Raw genomic sequence first — 15,939 nt, forward strand, 5'->3', positions numbered from 1 at the left:
ATCCGGCGAGAGTCGCTCTTCCCTTCTCCCCTGAGGGAGAAGGTGGCGCGAAGCGCCGGATGAGGGGTTCACATTTGCGTTCTTGCCGAAGGGCTTTCACCCCTCACCCCATCCCACTCCCCTGAGGGGCGAGGGGGCGATGGAGCCGCTGGATCAGTTCACGGGTGACAGGTATTAGTCGAACGTTTCGTCCGGATAGACGCCCCAGAGCTCTTCCTGGCGGACCCAGCCGGAAAAATTGGCGTGTTCGCCCGGCTGGCCGGCCGATATGCGGCACCAGCTCTTCTCGCATTCGCTGATGGCGACGCGCACCCCGGCGGCGAGGCGGGCGCGGACGATGGAGTCCTCGGCGGCGTTGACATGCATCGCCACCTCGCCATTGGCGGTGATCGGGGTGGCATAGCCGGCGCGGTTGCCTACCAAGAGGCTCTGATGCACCCAGCCTTCATCGCCCTCGACATCGCGGATTTTCCGCCAGGTGTCGAACTCCTGGATGATCTCGACCGGCACGCCCGACACCAGGAAATTCCAGGCGATCTCGTAGCGCGTGCCGGGTCCGACACGCACATTGATGGGGCTCGACCGTGTCGACACGAATCGGGGCAGCGGCAGCCCGCTGGGATTGTCCTGGGCCAGCACCGGGGCAGGCACGCTCGCGCCAGCCAGAACCAGGGCCAGCAGCGGCAGGAGGACAAGGCGGCGAAGGCCCCGTGAATTGGGCAAGAACAACATCACTTTGCAGACAGAACCGATTTGCCCTATCACTAGCCCACGATCCTTAATGGTCGCTGAAAGTCTGGTTCCGGCCGGGCAGAAGCGGGCTTTCTCAGGTACGCATGACTTCCAGCAAACCCAAGATATTGGTCACCCGGCGCCTGCCTGCGAGCATCGAAGCCCGCATGGCCACCCTGTTCGAAACCGATATCAATGAAGCCGACATGGCCCTGACCGGCGAGGACATTCTGTCCGGCCTAACCGGCAAGGATGTGCTGGTCTCCACCATAACCGACCGCATCGATGCGGAGCTCATCGGCAGGTTGCCCCCGAGCGTGCGCCTCATCGCCCAGTTCGGTAATGGCGTCGACAATATCGACCTCGATGCGGCCTGGAAGGCCGGGCTCACCGTCACCAATACGCCCTCGGTGCTGACCGAAGACACGGCCGACATGGCCATGGCGCTGATGCTGGCCTTGCCGCGGCGCCTCGTGGAAGGCACGCAGATGCTGCTGGCCGATCGCGCCTGGGCCGGCTGGTCGCCCACCTCCATGCTCGGCCATCGCCTGCGCGGCAAGGCGCTCGGCATTGTGGGCATGGGCCGTATCGGCACGGCCGTGGCGCAGCGGGCGCGGGTCTTTGGCCTCGACATCCACTATTTTTCTCGCAATCGCCGCCCGCCGGCCATCGAAAATCCGCTCGAAGCCACCTACTGGTCCGATCTCGACGCCATGCTGGCCCAGGTCGATATCGTCTCCCTGCACACCCCGCTTACCCGCGACACGCACCACATCCTCGATGCAAGGCGCATCGCCGCGCTGAAACCCCATGCCTATGTGGTCAATGTGAGCCGGCCGGAGCTTCTCGATGAAGCCGCGCTGATCGACCGGCTGGAAACCGGCGGCATTGCCGGGGCGGCGCTCGATGTGTTCGAAAACCGCCAGGGGATCAATCCGCGCCTCCTGGATCTGGCCGAAGCCAATCGTGTGGTCCTGACCGCGCATATGGCCTCGGCGACGCTGGAGGCCCGCGTCGAAATGGGGGAGGCGGTGATCGTCAACATCCGCGCCTTCATGGATGGCCATCAGCCCCCGCACCGTCTCCTGCCCGAGACGCCGCTGCCGCGCGCCGCCCGGGGCTGAAGCCCGCCGGACTGTTGCAATCCGTCCGCACACGGCCAGATACGCACCGCCTGAGGGCGCGAACCCTTGCACCGGCGCACCGTCCCCCCTAATCGTCGGCATGCGGCTGGGGGGCTTGCCGCATACTGGATTCGGGTCGAGGAGAGCCCTGTTGCGCCTGACGACACTATTGCCCTTTGTCCTGGCGGCGCTGGCCGCCCTGCCGCTGCCGGCAGCAGCGCAGGCCTCCGCACCCCTGGCCGTGAGCGACGGCGCGCTGGTCGTCGACGCGCTGGGTCATCGCCTCGCCCTGCCCATGCCCGATTGGGTGGTGGCCCCGGTTGCCGATACCGCTCAACTGACCGAACAGATTTCCTCCACCTATTTCGCCGATGACCTGCAGGCCAGCATCGAGCTGTTTCCGCGCGGCGAGAGCGAAGCCTTCTGGACCACGCTCTATGGCATCAGGCTCAACCAGGGCGAGGATATGAGCCTCGTCCAGTTGCGCCAGGCCGTGGTCAATGTCTATGCCCGCGCCTGCCAGCCGCAAAGCGTGGCCCTGTTCCAGTTCGAGGCCGACAATGGCGATGACATTCCCCCGCTGGGCTTTGTCTGCGGCGCCTATCTCAACGAAATTCCCGCCTATGCCGGGCGCGGCGAGATCATGGTGATCGGCTTCTACCGCACCCCGACCGGGGTGGGCATGGTCTATCAGGAATGGCGGGGCGCCGCCTTCGACCCGGAAGATCCGGCCACCTGGCCGGTCGGGTCCGAGGTCATCGAGGCCCGCATGGCGCAGCTGCGCAGCGATGTGCGGGTCTCCGCTGCGGATTGACGCGCGGGTGCGGAAGGCCTAAGCCGCTTGCCCATGAAAAAAGACCACAAGCCCACTGGGCCCAGCCAGCGGATGCTGCGCGTGGGCGAATTGGTGCGCCACGCCCTGGCGGCGCTGTTCGCACGCGGTGAAATCGAGGACGAGGCCCTGCGCGACACGGTGGTGACCGTGCCCGAGGTGCGCATGACCCCCGATCTCAAGCTCGCCAATGCCTATGTCATGCCGCTGGGCGGCGCCCATGCCGACGAAATCGTCGCCGCGCTGAACCGGCACCGCAAGTTCATCCGCGGCCGGGTTGCCCCCCAGATCGATCTCAAATACGCGCCCGAATTCCGCTTCTTCGTCGATGAAACCTTCGAGGAAGCCGGACGGATCGATGCGCTGCTGCGCTCCGATCGTGTGCGCCGCGATCTCGAGAACGACGACGAGCAAGACTGACCTTGAGCCAGCAGAAGTCAAAAAAGCGCCCCATCTCCGGATGGGTGGTGCTCAACAAGCCCTATGATTTCACCTCCACCCAGGCGGTGGGCAAGGTGCGCTGGCTGTTTGCGGCTGCCAAGGCCGGCCATGCCGGGACGCTCGATCCGCTGGCCACCGGCATCCTGCCCATCGCGCTGGGCGAAGCCACCAAGGCAGTGCCGCAAATCCAGGATGGCACCAAGATCTATCGGTTTGGCCTCAGCTGGGGACGATCCACCACCACCGACGATGCCGAGGGCGAGACGCTCGCGACTTCCGGCATTCGGCCGGATCGGGCCGCCGTCGAGGCCATCCTGCCGCGCTTCACCGGCACCATAATGCAGCGGCCACCGGCCTATTCCGCCATCAAGGTCGATGGCGAGCGCGCCTATGACCTGGCCCGCGCCGGCGAGAGCGTCGAGCTGGCCGAGCGGCCCATCGATGTCGATGCCATCGTGCTCAAGGACCATGGGCCCGAGATCAGCATCTTCGAGGTGACCTGCGGCAAGGGCACCTATGTGCGCTCGCTGGCGCGGGACATGGCGCTGGCCCTGGGCACGGTGGGGCACGTGGCGAGCCTCCACCGGGCTGCGGTGGGGCCATTTTCCGATGCCGATGCGGTGACGCTCGAGCAGATCGAGGCGGCCGCGGAGGGGGATGCGCGCGATGGCCTGATCACCCCGGTTGCCGCCGGTCTCGCCGGCCTGCCCGAAATCCGGCTCGATGCCGGCCAGGCAACGGCGGTGTCGCACGGCAATGCGGTGCTGCTGACCGGGGCTGGCGCGCCCCTCCGCGAAGACGAGTGCTGGGCCAGCTTCAAGGGCAAGGTGCTGGCCACCGGCGCCGTCGAGTTCGGCCAGTTCAAACCCCGGCGCGTTTTCAATCTCTAGTCCGTGCCGCTTATGAACGGCAGTATCGCTTCCGTCGCCCCCTCGCCCCTCAGGGGAGAGGGTTGGGGTGAGGGGTGAAGACCTCTGGGCAAGAACGCGAGTGTGAACCCCTCATCCGGCGCTATGCGCCACCCCGGATCACGTCCGGGGCAGGCTCTTCTCCCCTCAGGGGAGAAGGGAGGGACTCCGGCGCTTCTGTTTTTAAGGAAAGAGTTCCAGGCAAAGAAAAAGGGCGGAGAAAACTCCGCCCTTTTGCCCTGGTCAGGTGACCAGGAAGATGATGATGATCAGCCAGATCGGTACGCCCAGTAGCCACAGGGCAAGACCTTTAAACATGGTGTTCTCCTTTCCCTGTCAGCACTAGAAGCGGCGGAACACGTCGGAGAAGACGGTGTTCTTGTCGCGGTGATTGCCACCCTTCTGGGCCGCCCAATAGGCGCCGATGGCCGAAACCAGCGACGAGGCGGCGAGCAGGAAGGCGGCGATGATGGCCGTGTTGCGGGCAATGCGGGCCGCTTCGAGCGCATCCTGGCGGGCCGCCTCGACATTGGTGATCACCTGGTCGACGCGGGCCTGGGCTTCTTCCGGAGCCAGGCCGGTATTGGCTGCGACGACAGCGGCGAGATAGGCGCGGTCGTCATCATTGACCGTCCCGTCGCCAAGCGCCGCCTGGGCGAAGATGCGCCCGGCTTCACCGCGGGCCGCGCCCGGATCGGCCGGGGTTTCCGAGCGGAACAGGGTGTCGATGAAATAGGCATTGGGGTCCATGGCCTCGCCATCGGCGACATTGGACGCGGCCACCGTGGCTGTCGCCACTGCCTGGCCGGCGGAACTGGCAATGGCCCCGATGCCGCCAACGGCCAGCACGGCACCGACAATCATCGCACCGCCCCAGACGAGCAGGCCATGGGCGCCATCGCGCACATCGCTTTCGTCTTCGGTCGCATCGAAATTGCGGCGGCGCAGGCGCCCGGTGATATAGCCGCCGGCCATGAAGCTGGAAATCTGTACCCAGAGGAACCAGCTGGCCGCGCCGATGCCCACCAGAATGGCGGGCGCGCCTTCGCGGGAGTTGAAATCAAGGAAATTGAGGCCGATGGCCGAGCCGAAGGAAATCAGCACCAGCGAAATCGCCGAAGCGAACACCACGCCGGCAATAATGGCGGGCCAATCGACATAGCTCGCCGCATCGCGACCCGCATCGGCGGTTTCGACGACGGCGACACCTGTTGGAGCATCAATGGTCATATGAAAATCTCCTGCTCAACGGGACTCAGGCGAGGCCGATGAAGGACAGGATGGCCATGACGATAACGACCAGGCCGACGAGATAAATAATGCTGTTCATGAAACGAGCCCTTTTGTTGAAACGCTGTGACCAATCAACTGCGCTCAACCGGGTTTCGTTCCAGTGCTATCCCCAGGGGTCTTCAACCATGGGCCAGATGGTGCGCCGGGCCTTGCGGTAGTCGGTTTCGGCCGGCCGGTTGGGATAGGGTTTTCCGGCCGAGCAATAGACGATTTCCGAGGCAATGCGGGAAAACGAATCGTAGAAATGGTTGGTCGACTTGATCAGCAAAACCTTGCGGTCCCTGGGGTCGATGCCCATGGTCGAAAACAGGCTGGGGTCGAAACCTTGCGCCCGGGTGGAATTGAGGATCACGTCGATCCCATCGAACGTGATCCATGCGGCGTCGCCAAACGGGGCAAGGCTGTCGCCGAACTTCATTTCCGCATTGCGCTTGAGCGCCACGACCCGGACCCGCCGGTCGATCGGCTCGCCCGTATGGGGTGCGGACTTGGCCCCGAACCGCAGCGGGATTTCCGCGCCTTCACCGGCGGCGAAACAGATCTGCACCGCGATCGGGTCCCAGATCGTGCCGACGGCGGCGTGGGTGACGCCGCGCGCGATCATCTCCGCCAGGATGATGGTCGCATCCCCGGCCGTGCCCCCACCCGGATTGTCCCAGACATCGGCGATCACCACCGGCCCGCGCGGCGCGGCCATGGCCGCTTCCACCGCCACGGCCTCGTCGACCTGGCTCACCATGAAGGTGCCGCGCATGGCGAAAAGCTCGCGCCCCAGTCTTTCGGCCAGTTCGGCCCCCAGCTCTGGCTGGTCATCGGTGACCGCAACCACTTTTGTGCCCATTTCGGGCACGTCACCGGCCATGAAGCCATGCACGACCGAAAGGCTGAGCAGCCCGGGCTCGGACTTTTCGAGCGCCATCATCCGGTCGACAAAGCCCCGCATGGGTTGCTTGGAAGTGGGAAAGACATCGATCATCCGGCAATCGAAAATGCTCATCACCGGCTTGATCTCGCCCTTGAGCCGCCGCCCCGCCAGCGCCCAGAGGTCGCGGGCCCGGTCAACGAAATCGGTATGGGGAAATTCCTTGAAATAGACGAAAAAATCCGCCGCCGCGGCGCGCTGTTCCGTCAGGTGGCTATGCGGATCGAGCTCGGCGCAGACCAGGATATCAGGGCCCACAATGGCCCTTATGCGGCTCAAGAGATCGCCCTCGGGATCGTCATAGCCCTGCGCCACCATGGCCCCGTGCAACCCCAGCACCACGCCATCCACCGGCATGGCGGCATGGAGCTGGCCGATGATTTCGTCGCGCAGTTCCTCATAGGTGGCGCGCGCCACGATGCCGGCGGGATCGGCCCAGCTGGCCGTGCCTTCGATCAGCGTCCAGCCCTCGGCCGCACAGACGTCCCGCCCTATGGTGATCGGCGCCGTGCACAGGGTCGGGGTGGCCGGATGCTGGCCCGGCTTGGCATGGAGCGACGCTTCGAACGCCCGCTTGTCGATGGCGATGGGCGAGAAGGTATTGGTCTCGGTGGCAAGGGCAGCGGTAAAGATACGCAAGGCGAAACCGTCCGATAGCGGGCGTTGGCATGAGGATCAGCCGACAGGCTACACCAGGACTTCGCCGCGATCACGTAAGAAATTTACAGAACTTGCTGCGTTTTGTCCGACATTTCCGAGAATTTCGGGTTAGAACCGGGTCCAGAAGAAATTCAATTTCAGAAATTCCCCCAACACGGAGACCGAAATGCCGATCAAGCGCTATGGAGCAGACAAGTCCGGAGCCGGTGGCCAGAACCTGCCCTTTGCCCGTGCCGTGGAAGCCGGCGGCTGGCTGCATGTCTCGGGCCAGGTCGCCATGAAAGACGGTGAAATTGTCGGCAATGGCATCATCGAACAGACACACCTGACCATCAAGAATGTGATCGCCATTCTCGAAGAGGCCGGCTACGGGCTCGAACATGTGGTGCGCTGCGGCGTGTGGCTGGACGATCCGCGCGATTTCTGGAGCTTCAACGCAGTCTACAAGAGCTATTTCGGCGACCACCCGCCCGCCCGGGCATGCGTACAAAGCCATATGATGGTCGATTGCAAGGTCGAGATCGACTGCATCGCCTATAAGGGGCCGTGACCGGATGACACGATGGGTCATTCCCGCGAAAGCGGGAACCCCTGTTGCACCGGACACGGAGGTCCCCGTTTTCACGGGGATGACACAGCGCATCAGACGCGCGCGGCTGAGGATGAGTGAGTAAATGACCAGTTCCCCCTTCCGCCTCGATGGCAAGACAGTCCTGATCTCCGGTGCCGGTGGCGGCATCGGCCGCGTCCTGGTCGAGACCTTTGCTGCTTCCGGCGCGCGCGTTATCGGCGCGGATCGGACTACGGGCGATCTCGATGGCCTGCCGCTGGCCGGCCATGTGCTGTTCGACCAGGCCGATGCAGGCGCGACGCGTGCGGCCGTCACCGCCGGCATGAGCCGGTTCGGCGTGCCGGATGCGCTCATCGCCAATGCCGGTTTCACGCGGGCCGAGCATCTTGACCATCTCGATGACGCTGTTTGGGCCAGCGAGATGGCCATCAATCTCAACGGCGCCTATGCTCTGGCCGATCCCGTTGTTGCCGCCATGGCCGGGCGCGGTTGGGGGAGCCTGGTTTTCGTCTCCTCGGTCAATGCGCTGGCCCATTTCGGCAATCCGGCCTATGCCGCCGCCAAGGCGGGCCTCATTGCCTATGCCAAGGCCATCGCGGTGGAGCGTGGCGCCAGAGGGGTGCGCGCCAATGTGATCGCGCCGGGCTCGGTGCGCACGCCAGCCTGGGACCATCGCCTTGCCGCCGATCCGGGCCTGCTCGACAAGGTGCTGCCCCATTATCCGCTCGGCCGGCTGGTCGATCCGCGCGAGGTGGCCAATGCCGCCCTGTTCCTGGCGTCCGACGCCGCTTCGGGCATTACCGGGGTGACGCTGGCCGTCGATGCGGGGCTGACCGCTGGCAATCTGCGTTTCGTCAACGACGTGCTGAAGGCAAACTGATGCGATATACAGCAATTGATACGCCGGCGGTTCTGATCGACCTCGACAAGGCCGAGGCCAATCTGGCCAAGGCGCAGGCCTTTGCCGACGCCGCCGGCATCGCCCTGCGTCCGCATATCAAGACCCACAAGCTGCCCTATTTCGCTCGCCGCCAGGTCGAGCTTGGCGCCGTGGGCATCACCGTCCAGAAACTGGGCGAAGCCGAAGTCATGGCCGAGGCCGGGCTGACCGACATCCTGCTCACCTTCAACATCATCGGCGCCGCCAAGCTTTCCCGCCTCAAGGCGCTGCACCAGCGCATCACCATCAGTGTTGTGGCCGATAGCCTTGAATGCATCGAAGGCCTGGCCATGACCTTCACCGATCCTTCGAGACCTCTTGGCGTCTTCGTTGAATGCGATACCGGCATGGGCCGTTGTGGCGTCCAATTGCCCGATGATGCCCTGGTGCTGGCGCGGGCCATAGCAGGATCGCGCGGCCTCTTCTTTGCCGGGCTGATGACCTATCCCGCCGCCGGCAAGCCCAAACTGGCCGCCGAATGGCTCGCCCAGGCCAAGGCGCTGCTGGAGCGCAATGGCATTGCCGTCCCGGCCATCACCACTGGCGGTACGCCCGATATCTGGAAGATGAAGGACGCTGGCGTCGCGACTGAATACCGCCCCGGCACCTATATCTATATGGACCGCTCGCAGGTCGTTTCGGGCGCCGCCCGCTTCGAGGATTGCGCGCTCACAGTCCTTGCCACCGTCGTCTCCCGCCCCACGCCGGGCAAAGCCATTGCCGATGCCGGTTCAAAAGCGCTCACCAGCGATCTGTTGGGCCTGCAGGGGCATGGTTATGTGGTCGAATATCCGGACGCCCGCATCACCGGGCTCAGCGAAGAGCACGGCACCATCGATGTCTCCGCCTGCCCGGTCGCGCCAGCCATCGGCGAGGTGATCCGCATCGTCCCCAATCACTGCTGCCCGGTCACCAATCTCTTCGACGACGTCCACCTCATCCGCAATGACGAGCTGATCGAAACCCTCCCCGTCGCCGCGCGCGGCAAGGTGCGGTGAGGGTTGGAGCGTTTTCAAGAAAAGTGGACACCACTTTTCTTGAAAACGCGACCACTCAAAGACTTAGAGTTCTCGTTCTGAATCAATCAGAACGAGAAATGCTTTAGCAGGCCAAGGCCTTTACGTGTCCCAGAGCTGCGTAGCGCAGAATGGCCCTGTCACGGGTGATGATCGTGAGGTCCAGGGTTCTGGCTGTCGTGATCAGGATGCGATCGGCCGGATCGTTGTGGACCGGCAGGGGGAGAAATGACGAGTCGGTCAGTATCCCTGGAGTCAGGTCTGCCAAGGCAATCTCCTTCATGGCCACAACTCTGTCGAACCATAGCCCGGGGGCGATGGGCGAGGTGATGCGGCCCTTGGCGATCAACAACCCGCGTTCCCATGCAGAGATCGGCGACACAAATATCTGCTGATCGTTCGCCGCGGCCGCATTGATGGCCTCAATCGCTGCGGCCGCCATGTCCACGCCTTCCACGGCCCAGATCAGGGCGTGCGTATCCAACAGGTAGCGCATGGCAGCCATCAGCCGGCCTTCTTCAAGTCACGTTCCAGCACATTGCGAACATGCTGATAGCGCTTGCCCAGAAGACGGGCGATTTGCGCCCTGGAAACCCCCTTGCCGTCCAGTTCCCTGATTTTGTCCGCAACACTGAGGGTAGTGTCGTCCACAATTTCCTGGGTACCAAACGGTACGAAGTCATTGTCGTACACCTTGCCCCAGCTGGGGTCGGCGGGCTGGGTCAGATCGACACCAACGGCAACGAACGTGGTGCCTTTCATCGACCCCAGTAGCGGACTGCGCGCAATCCTTGATGACGTCGTTGCAGGCTGGGCCGCCTCAGGTCGCCGGTTTTCTTCGCGCACAAAGCTGACGGCCTCCCCCGCCACATCGACCTCGGCGGATTTGTACCCAGCTTCCCGCCAGGCCTTGGTCATCACGCTGTTGTCGGTATTGTTGCTCCACCATGCCGGATACTGCTTGGATGCCGGCAGGGCCTGCCCGATAATCTTCTCGATATCCGCAAAGGACAGGCGCAGCCGGCGCCCGTTCGCATTTTCCAGAAACTCTCGAAATTTGTCATACTTTGCCATGGCAGCCTCCGGGGATAGGAGCATACAGTGTAGATATGTATGTATCTACTAGTAGTGTACTTGTCAATGCCCGGCAAGTGGTGCATGCAGGCGCGTCATTCGTGCCCGAGCGGCCGCAGCGGCGAGACGACTTGAGGGGTTTGCCATCATGCGCATCATCGATACCCACCTGCATCTGATCTACCCGGATCGACTGACCTATCCCTGGATCGGCCCCGGTCATCCGCTCAACCGGGCCTGGACGCTTGAGCAGTATTTTGCCGAGGCACGGGGCCTGGGGGTTGAGGGCGCTGTGCATATGGAGGTTGATGTCGCCGAGGCCGACATGGCGGCCGAGACGGCGATGGTCACCGGGTTCGAGGGCATAGTCGGGGCCATTGCCGCCTGCCGGCCCGAGCATGATGGCTTCGAGGCCCATATCGAGCGCGTGCTGGAACGCGGGGAGGGGCGCGTCAAGGGGTTCCGGCGCATCCTTCACGAGGGGCCCGATGATCTGAGCCTGTCCGACCGGTTCGCGGAGAACCTGCGGCGGCTCGTTCCGCACAATGTGACGTTCGATCTCTGCCTGCGCGCCGATCAATTGCATCTTGGCGTCCGCCTGGCGCGGCTGGTCCCGGACCTCACCTTCGTGCTCGATCACTGTGGCAATCCCGACATCAATGGCCTGGGTCTCGACCCATGGCGCGGCGCCCTGTCGGCCATTGCCGGGCTGCCCAATGTCGTGGGCAAGGTGTCCGGCATCGTCAATCACTGCGATCCGGGCTGGACCGCCGAGACGCTGCGACCCTATGTCGAACATGTCATCGGCGCGTTCGGCTGGGACCGGGTGGTCTGGGGCTCCGACCATCCCGTTGCGACGCTGACCGGCGGCACCCTGACCGACTGGGTCACGGCGGCGCGGACCATTGTCGCCGACGCCAGCGTCGCCGAACAGTCGGCCCTGTTCCACGCCAATGCCGAGCGCGTCTATCGGCTCTGACACGCGCGCTTGTCAGGACCGGACCGGCGTGAAATCCTTGATGCGAAAAGGAGAAGATCATGACCGATCCGCAAAGCCGCATCGCCGTTTCCACCTGGTCGCTGCACCGGTTGCTGGGCACCACCTATCCGCATGATCTCTCGACCAATGCCATTGGTCCCGAGCAGGAAACCTATGGCGAGGGCGAGGAATCCCTGCTTGGCCTGCCCTCGGTTCTGGCCAATCACGGCTACCACCGGATCGAAATCGTCTCCTTCCACCTGCGCAGCCGCGATCCGGTCTATCTCGATGAACTGAGCGACCAGCTCAAGGTCTCGGGCGTCACCCTGCAGACGCTGCTGATCGATGCCGGCGACATGACCGACCCGGTGCATGGGGAACGGGATACGCGCTGGATTGCCGGCTGGCTGGAGGTTGCCAACCGGCTCGGGGCGGAAAATGCCCGCATCATCGCGGGCAAGCAGAAGCCGTCGGCGGAGGCCCTCAAGCGGTCAGTGGCCGGGTTCAGGCACCTGCTCTCCGCCAATGCCGGCTCGTCGGTGCGCCTCGTCACCGAAAACTGGTTCGATCTGCTCTCGACGTCCGAAATGGTCCATGGCCTGCTCGATCAGCTGGACGGCCAGGTGGGGCTTCTGGCGGATCTTGGAAATTGGGCGGCGCCGGAAAAATATGACGGATTGCGATCGATTTTCCCGCGCGCCGAACTGTGCCATGCCAAGGCCAGCTTTGCCGAAGGTCAAATCGATGAACTCGACTATGGCGAGTGCATAGGCATTGCCGAGCAGGCCGGTTATACTGGGCCCTACACGCTGATTTTCGATGCCGAGCATCCCCACGAATGGTCCGGCCTGGGCATCGAGCGCGATTTCATTCTCAGTCGGCTGGGATAACGGACCTGCAGTGAAGGGCATTGTTAAGGGCCCTGTCGGATGATCTGACCATGTCACCTTCCAGGCCTGCATCGACGCATTCCAGGACGGCGCGGCCGTCCCGGCCGGCGCTGGAGCAGGGCCGCATTTTCGAGGCGTCGCCGGTCGGCCTGATCGTCACCGACGCATCCGGGCGCATCGAACTGTCCAATCCGGCCGCCGAGGCCATGCTGACCGACGGCAAGCAAAGCGGCGGGGAGCACTCGCTCGCGGCCCTGCTCAAGGCCTGCGACGCCTATGGCCTGTGGTTGAAATGCGAGCGCCTGATCCGCGGCGAGGCCAGCCAGTTTCGCGGCGAACACCTGCTGCAACGGGGCGAACGCGGCGCACTCTGGGTCCAGGCGGAGGCTCGGCGCCTCGATGGGGATGCGGCCCAGCTTGTCCTGCAATTGACCGATATTGATCGCCTCAAGACCGCCGAGGAAGCCCTGATCTATACCGAGCAGCGCTGGAACTCGGCGCTCGAAAGCGCCCGGCAGGGTGTCTGGGACTATGACCAGCGCAAGGACCGCATGTTCTATTCGCGCATGTGGCGGCGCCTGCGCGGCATGGACGATGACGAAGAGATCGGCGAGAACCACCACAGCGAATGGTTGTCCCGCATCCACCCCGATGACCTGGAACATCTCCAGTCAGTCGAGCGCAAGCAGGGACAGGGCGAGATCGGGCACGACACGCTCGAATATCGCGAACGCACCCGCGATGGCGACTATATCTGGATATTGAGCCGCGGCGGGCCCATCGAATGGGGCGAGGACGGCGAAGTGCTGCGCAGCGTCGGCACCGATACCGACATCACCGCGCTCAAGACTATCGAGCATGCGCTGGCGGCCGAGAAGGAACGGCTGCGCGTCACCCTCGAATCGATCGCCGACGGCATGATTTCGACCGATGCCGAAGGCCGGATCACCTTCATGAATGCGGCGGCTGAAAGCCTGACCGGACTTGCCGCCACCAGCGCCATCGGCCGGCCCGTGGCCGAGGTGTTCTGCCTGCGCAGCGAACGCAGCGGGGAAGCGATCGATTGCCCGGTGGACACCTGTTTCCGCCAGCAAAAGCCGGTGCGCATCGACGATGACGGCGTGCTGATCGGCTGGGACGGGGCCCAGCGCGATATCCGCTGCACCGCCGCTCCGGTGCTCACGCAGGACGGAACCCTCGAGGGTGCCGTGCTGGTATTCCAGGATGTGACCCAGAGCCGGGATCTGCAACGCCAGCTCACCCATTCGGCAACCCATGATGCGCTGACCGGCCTCAGCAACCGCACGGCCTTCGAACAGGCGCTGGGGCGGACCATCGCCGCGGCCCGCAGCGATCGCGAGGCCTGCCTCATCTATGTCGATCTCGACCACTTCAAGCCGGTCAATGACAGTGCCGGACACGCGGCCGGCGATGCCTTGCTGCGCCAGATTGCCAAGACCATTCGCGAAACCTGCCGGACCCATGACACGGTGGCCCGCATCGGCGGCGACGAATTTGCCGTGATCCTCGAGGCCTGCCCGCCGGAGGCGGGGCGGCGCGTCGCGGAAGCCATTGTGCGGGCGATCGGTGCGCTGGTCTTTTCGTGGGCCGGTCGGGACTATCGCGTCGGTGCCAGCGCCGGGCTGACGCGGATCGGTGGTGATCCGGCATCCCCCCTCGGCTTTGTCGGCGAGGCCGATGCGGCCTGCTATGCCGCCAAGGCCGCCGGACGCGGACGGGTCGTGGCCTTCATGGACATGATCGATCCCACCTAGCCGTAATAGACGCTGATTCGCTGTCCGCCGATCTCGTGGACCTTGATCTCCATTTCGTAGATGCCCGAGAGCACTTCGGGGCGGATCATGGCATCGGCGCTGCCTTGCGCCGCCACCTTGCCGTCCTTCATGGCCACGATGTGATCGGAATACCAGGAGGCGAAATTGATGTCGTGCAGCACCAGCACGACCGTCTTGCCCAATTCGTCCGCAGCCTGGCGCAGCAGCTTCATCATGCCCATGGCATGTTTCATGTCGAGATTGTTGAGCGGCTCGTCGAGCAGCACATAGTCGGTGTCCTGGGCCAGAACCATGGCAACGAAGGCGCGCTGGCGCTGCCCGCCGGAGAGTTCATCGAGAAAGCGGGCGGAAAGGGCGCCGAGGTCGAGATAGCCGATAGCGCGCTCGATATGCTCGCGGTCGTTTTCGTTGAGCCGCCCCTTGGTATGGGGATACCGGCCGAAGGAAACGAGGTCATGGACGGTGAGGCGCGCGGTCATGTGATTGTCCTGCCGCAGGATCGACAGGCGCCGCGCCAGTTCGTCGCTCGGCGCCTTGGTGACATCGAGGCCGCCGACGCTCACCGTGCCCTTGTCCATGGCCATGAGCGGGCTGACCATGGAGAGCAAGGTGGACTTGCCCGCTCCGTTCGGCCCGATGATCGAGGTGATGCCGCCCTGGGGCAATTCGAGAGACACATCATCGACCACGCAGGTCGGGCCATAATTCTTGGTAACGCCGGCGGTAACGATCAACGGGCCGATCTCCTCAGGACCAGGGCGATAAAGACCACGCCGCCCAGAAATTCGATGATGATGGACAAGGCCGTGTCGAAGGCAAAGACCCGTTCGAGCAGAGTCTGGCCGCCGACCAGGGCGATAATCCCCAGCAGTATCGCTGCCGGCAGCACATAGCGGTGCTTGGAATTGCCGATCAGCGAATGGGCGAGCGTTGCCACCAATAGGCCGAAGAAGGTCACCGGCCCCACCAGTGCCGTGGACACCGAAACCAGAATGGCCACCAGCGACAGGATGATGACCACGGTGCGCTTGTAGTCGACCCCCAGATTGATGGCCTGGGCGCGGCCCAGCGACAGCACGTCATAGGTGTGCATGAGGCGCAGGCCCACCACGCTCACCGCCACCACGATGACGCAGGAAATGCCCAGAAGCGTGGGGTCCGTGGTGGCAAAGCTGGCAAACATGGTGTCCTGCAGCACATTGAACGCGCCCGGATCGAGCATGCGCTGCATGAGCTGGCTGAGCGAGCGGAACAGCACGCCAAAAATGATGCCGACCAGGACAAGCAGGTGCAGGCTGCGCTCTTCGCCCAGGAACAGCCAGCGGAACAGGAGGCCCGAAAAGGCCACCATGACCAGGACTTCGACCAGGAACTGGATCTGGCTGTCGATGGCGACCAGGGCGCCCACGCCGAGAAAGAACACGACGCTGGTCTTGATCAGCACATAAAGCGCGTCGAACCCCATGATCGAAGGGGTGAGGATGCGATTATTGGTGACCGTCTGGAACAGCAGGGTGGAGACCGCCACCGCATAGGCGACCAGCACCAGGCCCAGGAGCTTCTTGCCGCGAAAGCCGAGCACAAACCCCCAATTGCCCTTGGCGCCCAGGGTCATGAACAGAACCACGGAGACAAGCGCCAACAGGGCCAGCCCGATGAGCACCACGGCCGGGCGCGAAGACCTCATGGTGAGCGTGTCGAACCACGAGGTCTTCTGCGCTGGCGCCTGCGTGCCATGGCCTCGTCCTTCGACAGGCTCAG

At 64.0% G+C, this 15,939-nt stretch carries 17 protein-coding genes; 10 read left to right on the forward strand and 7 right to left on the reverse strand.

Annotated elements, in window-relative coordinates:
- Nucleotides 1–174: 174 nt before the first annotated feature.
- Nucleotides 175–723 (reverse strand): SH3 domain-containing protein, encoded by a 549-nt coding sequence (locus KIT02_RS15205; RefSeq protein WP_297579435.1) that lies wholly within the window; start codon nt 721–723, stop codon nt 175–177.
- Nucleotides 724–836: 113 nt separating this feature from the next.
- On the opposite strand from KIT02_RS15205, the gene KIT02_RS15210 reads away from it, so the two are divergent.
- The 4 genes from KIT02_RS15210 to truB all read left to right on the forward strand — a co-directional run bounded on the left by KIT02_RS15210 (nt 837) and on the right by truB (nt 4,019).
- On the forward strand, nt 837–1,856 hold the full coding sequence (locus KIT02_RS15210) for a D-glycerate dehydrogenase (protein ID WP_297579437.1): 1,020 nt from the start codon (nt 837–839) through the stop codon (nt 1,854–1,856).
- 151 nt (nt 1,857–2,007) lie between these two features.
- Nucleotides 2,008–2,670, forward strand: coding sequence for a hypothetical protein (locus tag KIT02_RS15215; RefSeq protein ID WP_297579438.1), 663 nt, complete (start codon nt 2,008–2,010; stop codon nt 2,668–2,670).
- Between the two features lie 33 nt (nt 2,671–2,703).
- Nucleotides 2,704–3,108, forward strand: a complete 405-nt coding sequence (rbfA, locus tag KIT02_RS15220; protein ID WP_297579440.1) for a 30S ribosome-binding factor RbfA — start codon at nt 2,704–2,706, stop codon at nt 3,106–3,108.
- Nucleotides 3,109–3,110: 2 nt separating this feature from the next.
- Nucleotides 3,111–4,019: a tRNA pseudouridine(55) synthase TruB gene (gene truB, locus KIT02_RS15225; protein WP_366520548.1), complete on the forward strand. Its 909-nt coding sequence runs from the start codon at nt 3,111–3,113 to the stop codon at nt 4,017–4,019.
- Nucleotides 4,020–4,379: 360 nt separating this feature from the next.
- Here truB and KIT02_RS15230 read toward each other — a convergent pair whose 3' ends face one another.
- Both KIT02_RS15230 and KIT02_RS15235 read right to left on the reverse strand, forming a co-directional pair.
- Entirely contained in the window at nt 4,380–5,267 is an 888-nt protein-coding gene (locus tag KIT02_RS15230; protein WP_297579442.1) for a hypothetical protein, read from the reverse strand.
- Between the two features lie 166 nt (nt 5,268–5,433).
- Nucleotides 5,434–6,891, reverse strand: coding sequence for a M81 family metallopeptidase (locus KIT02_RS15235; RefSeq protein WP_297579445.1), 1,458 nt, complete (start codon nt 6,889–6,891; stop codon nt 5,434–5,436).
- A gap of 187 nt (nt 6,892–7,078) precedes the next feature.
- Between KIT02_RS15235 and KIT02_RS15240 the strand changes: the two genes are divergently transcribed.
- The 3 genes from KIT02_RS15240 to KIT02_RS15250 all read left to right on the forward strand — a co-directional run bounded on the left by KIT02_RS15240 (nt 7,079) and on the right by KIT02_RS15250 (nt 9,421).
- Nucleotides 7,079–7,462 (forward strand): RidA family protein, encoded by a 384-nt coding sequence (locus tag KIT02_RS15240; protein WP_297579455.1) that lies wholly within the window; start codon nt 7,079–7,081, stop codon nt 7,460–7,462.
- A gap of 124 nt (nt 7,463–7,586) precedes the next feature.
- A complete protein-coding gene (locus KIT02_RS15245) occupies nt 7,587–8,363 on the forward strand; it encodes an SDR family oxidoreductase (protein WP_297579458.1) in 777 nt (258 codons plus the stop codon).
- Nucleotides 8,363–9,421: a D-TA family PLP-dependent enzyme gene (locus tag KIT02_RS15250; protein WP_297579460.1), complete on the forward strand. Its 1,059-nt coding sequence runs from the start codon at nt 8,363–8,365 to the stop codon at nt 9,419–9,421. Before KIT02_RS15245 ends, KIT02_RS15250 begins: the two co-directional genes overlap by 1 nt.
- Nucleotides 9,422–9,524: 103 nt before the next feature.
- Here the strand turns inward: KIT02_RS15250 and KIT02_RS15255 are convergent, their stop codons facing one another.
- A complete protein-coding gene (locus KIT02_RS15255; RefSeq protein ID WP_297579462.1) occupies nt 9,525–9,944 on the reverse strand; it encodes a type II toxin-antitoxin system VapC family toxin in 420 nt (139 codons plus the stop codon).
- A complete protein-coding gene (locus KIT02_RS15260; RefSeq protein ID WP_297579465.1) occupies nt 9,944–10,513 on the reverse strand; it encodes a hypothetical protein in 570 nt (189 codons plus the stop codon). The genes KIT02_RS15255 and KIT02_RS15260 overlap by 1 nt, the downstream gene beginning before the upstream one ends.
- Before the next feature lie 148 nt (nt 10,514–10,661).
- Here KIT02_RS15260 and KIT02_RS15265 point away from each other — a divergent pair, with 148 nt between their 5' ends.
- The 3 genes from KIT02_RS15265 to KIT02_RS15275 are packed head-to-tail and all read left to right on the forward strand — an operon-like array spanning nt 10,662 to nt 14,157.
- Complete coding sequence (locus KIT02_RS15265; RefSeq protein WP_297579468.1) at nt 10,662–11,492, forward strand: amidohydrolase; 831 nt, start codon at nt 10,662–10,664, stop codon at nt 11,490–11,492.
- 59 nt (nt 11,493–11,551) lie between these two features.
- The gene (locus KIT02_RS15270) at nt 11,552–12,382 is read left to right on the forward strand and encodes a TIM barrel protein (protein WP_297579471.1); all 831 of its coding nucleotides are present in this window, start codon (nt 11,552–11,554) and stop codon (nt 12,380–12,382) included.
- 50 nt (nt 12,383–12,432) lie between these two features.
- Nucleotides 12,433–14,157, forward strand: coding sequence for a diguanylate cyclase (locus KIT02_RS15275; RefSeq protein WP_297579473.1), 1,725 nt, complete (start codon nt 12,433–12,435; stop codon nt 14,155–14,157).
- Here the strand turns inward: KIT02_RS15275 and KIT02_RS15280 are convergent.
- Nucleotides 14,154–14,912 (reverse strand): ABC transporter ATP-binding protein, encoded by a 759-nt coding sequence (locus KIT02_RS15280; protein WP_297579476.1) that lies wholly within the window; start codon nt 14,910–14,912, stop codon nt 14,154–14,156. The two genes, KIT02_RS15275 and KIT02_RS15280, sit on opposite strands and share 4 nt — an antisense overlap.
- On the reverse strand, nt 14,909–15,865 hold the full coding sequence (locus KIT02_RS15285) for an iron chelate uptake ABC transporter family permease subunit (RefSeq protein ID WP_297579479.1): 957 nt from the start codon (nt 15,863–15,865) through the stop codon (nt 14,909–14,911). Before KIT02_RS15285 ends, KIT02_RS15280 begins: the two co-directional genes overlap by 4 nt.
- Between the last annotated feature and the right edge of the window lie 74 nt (nt 15,866–15,939).

Origin of the sequence: Devosia sp. (assembly GCF_025809055.1) — a bacterium.
GTDB lineage: Bacteria > Pseudomonadota > Alphaproteobacteria > Rhizobiales > Devosiaceae > Devosia.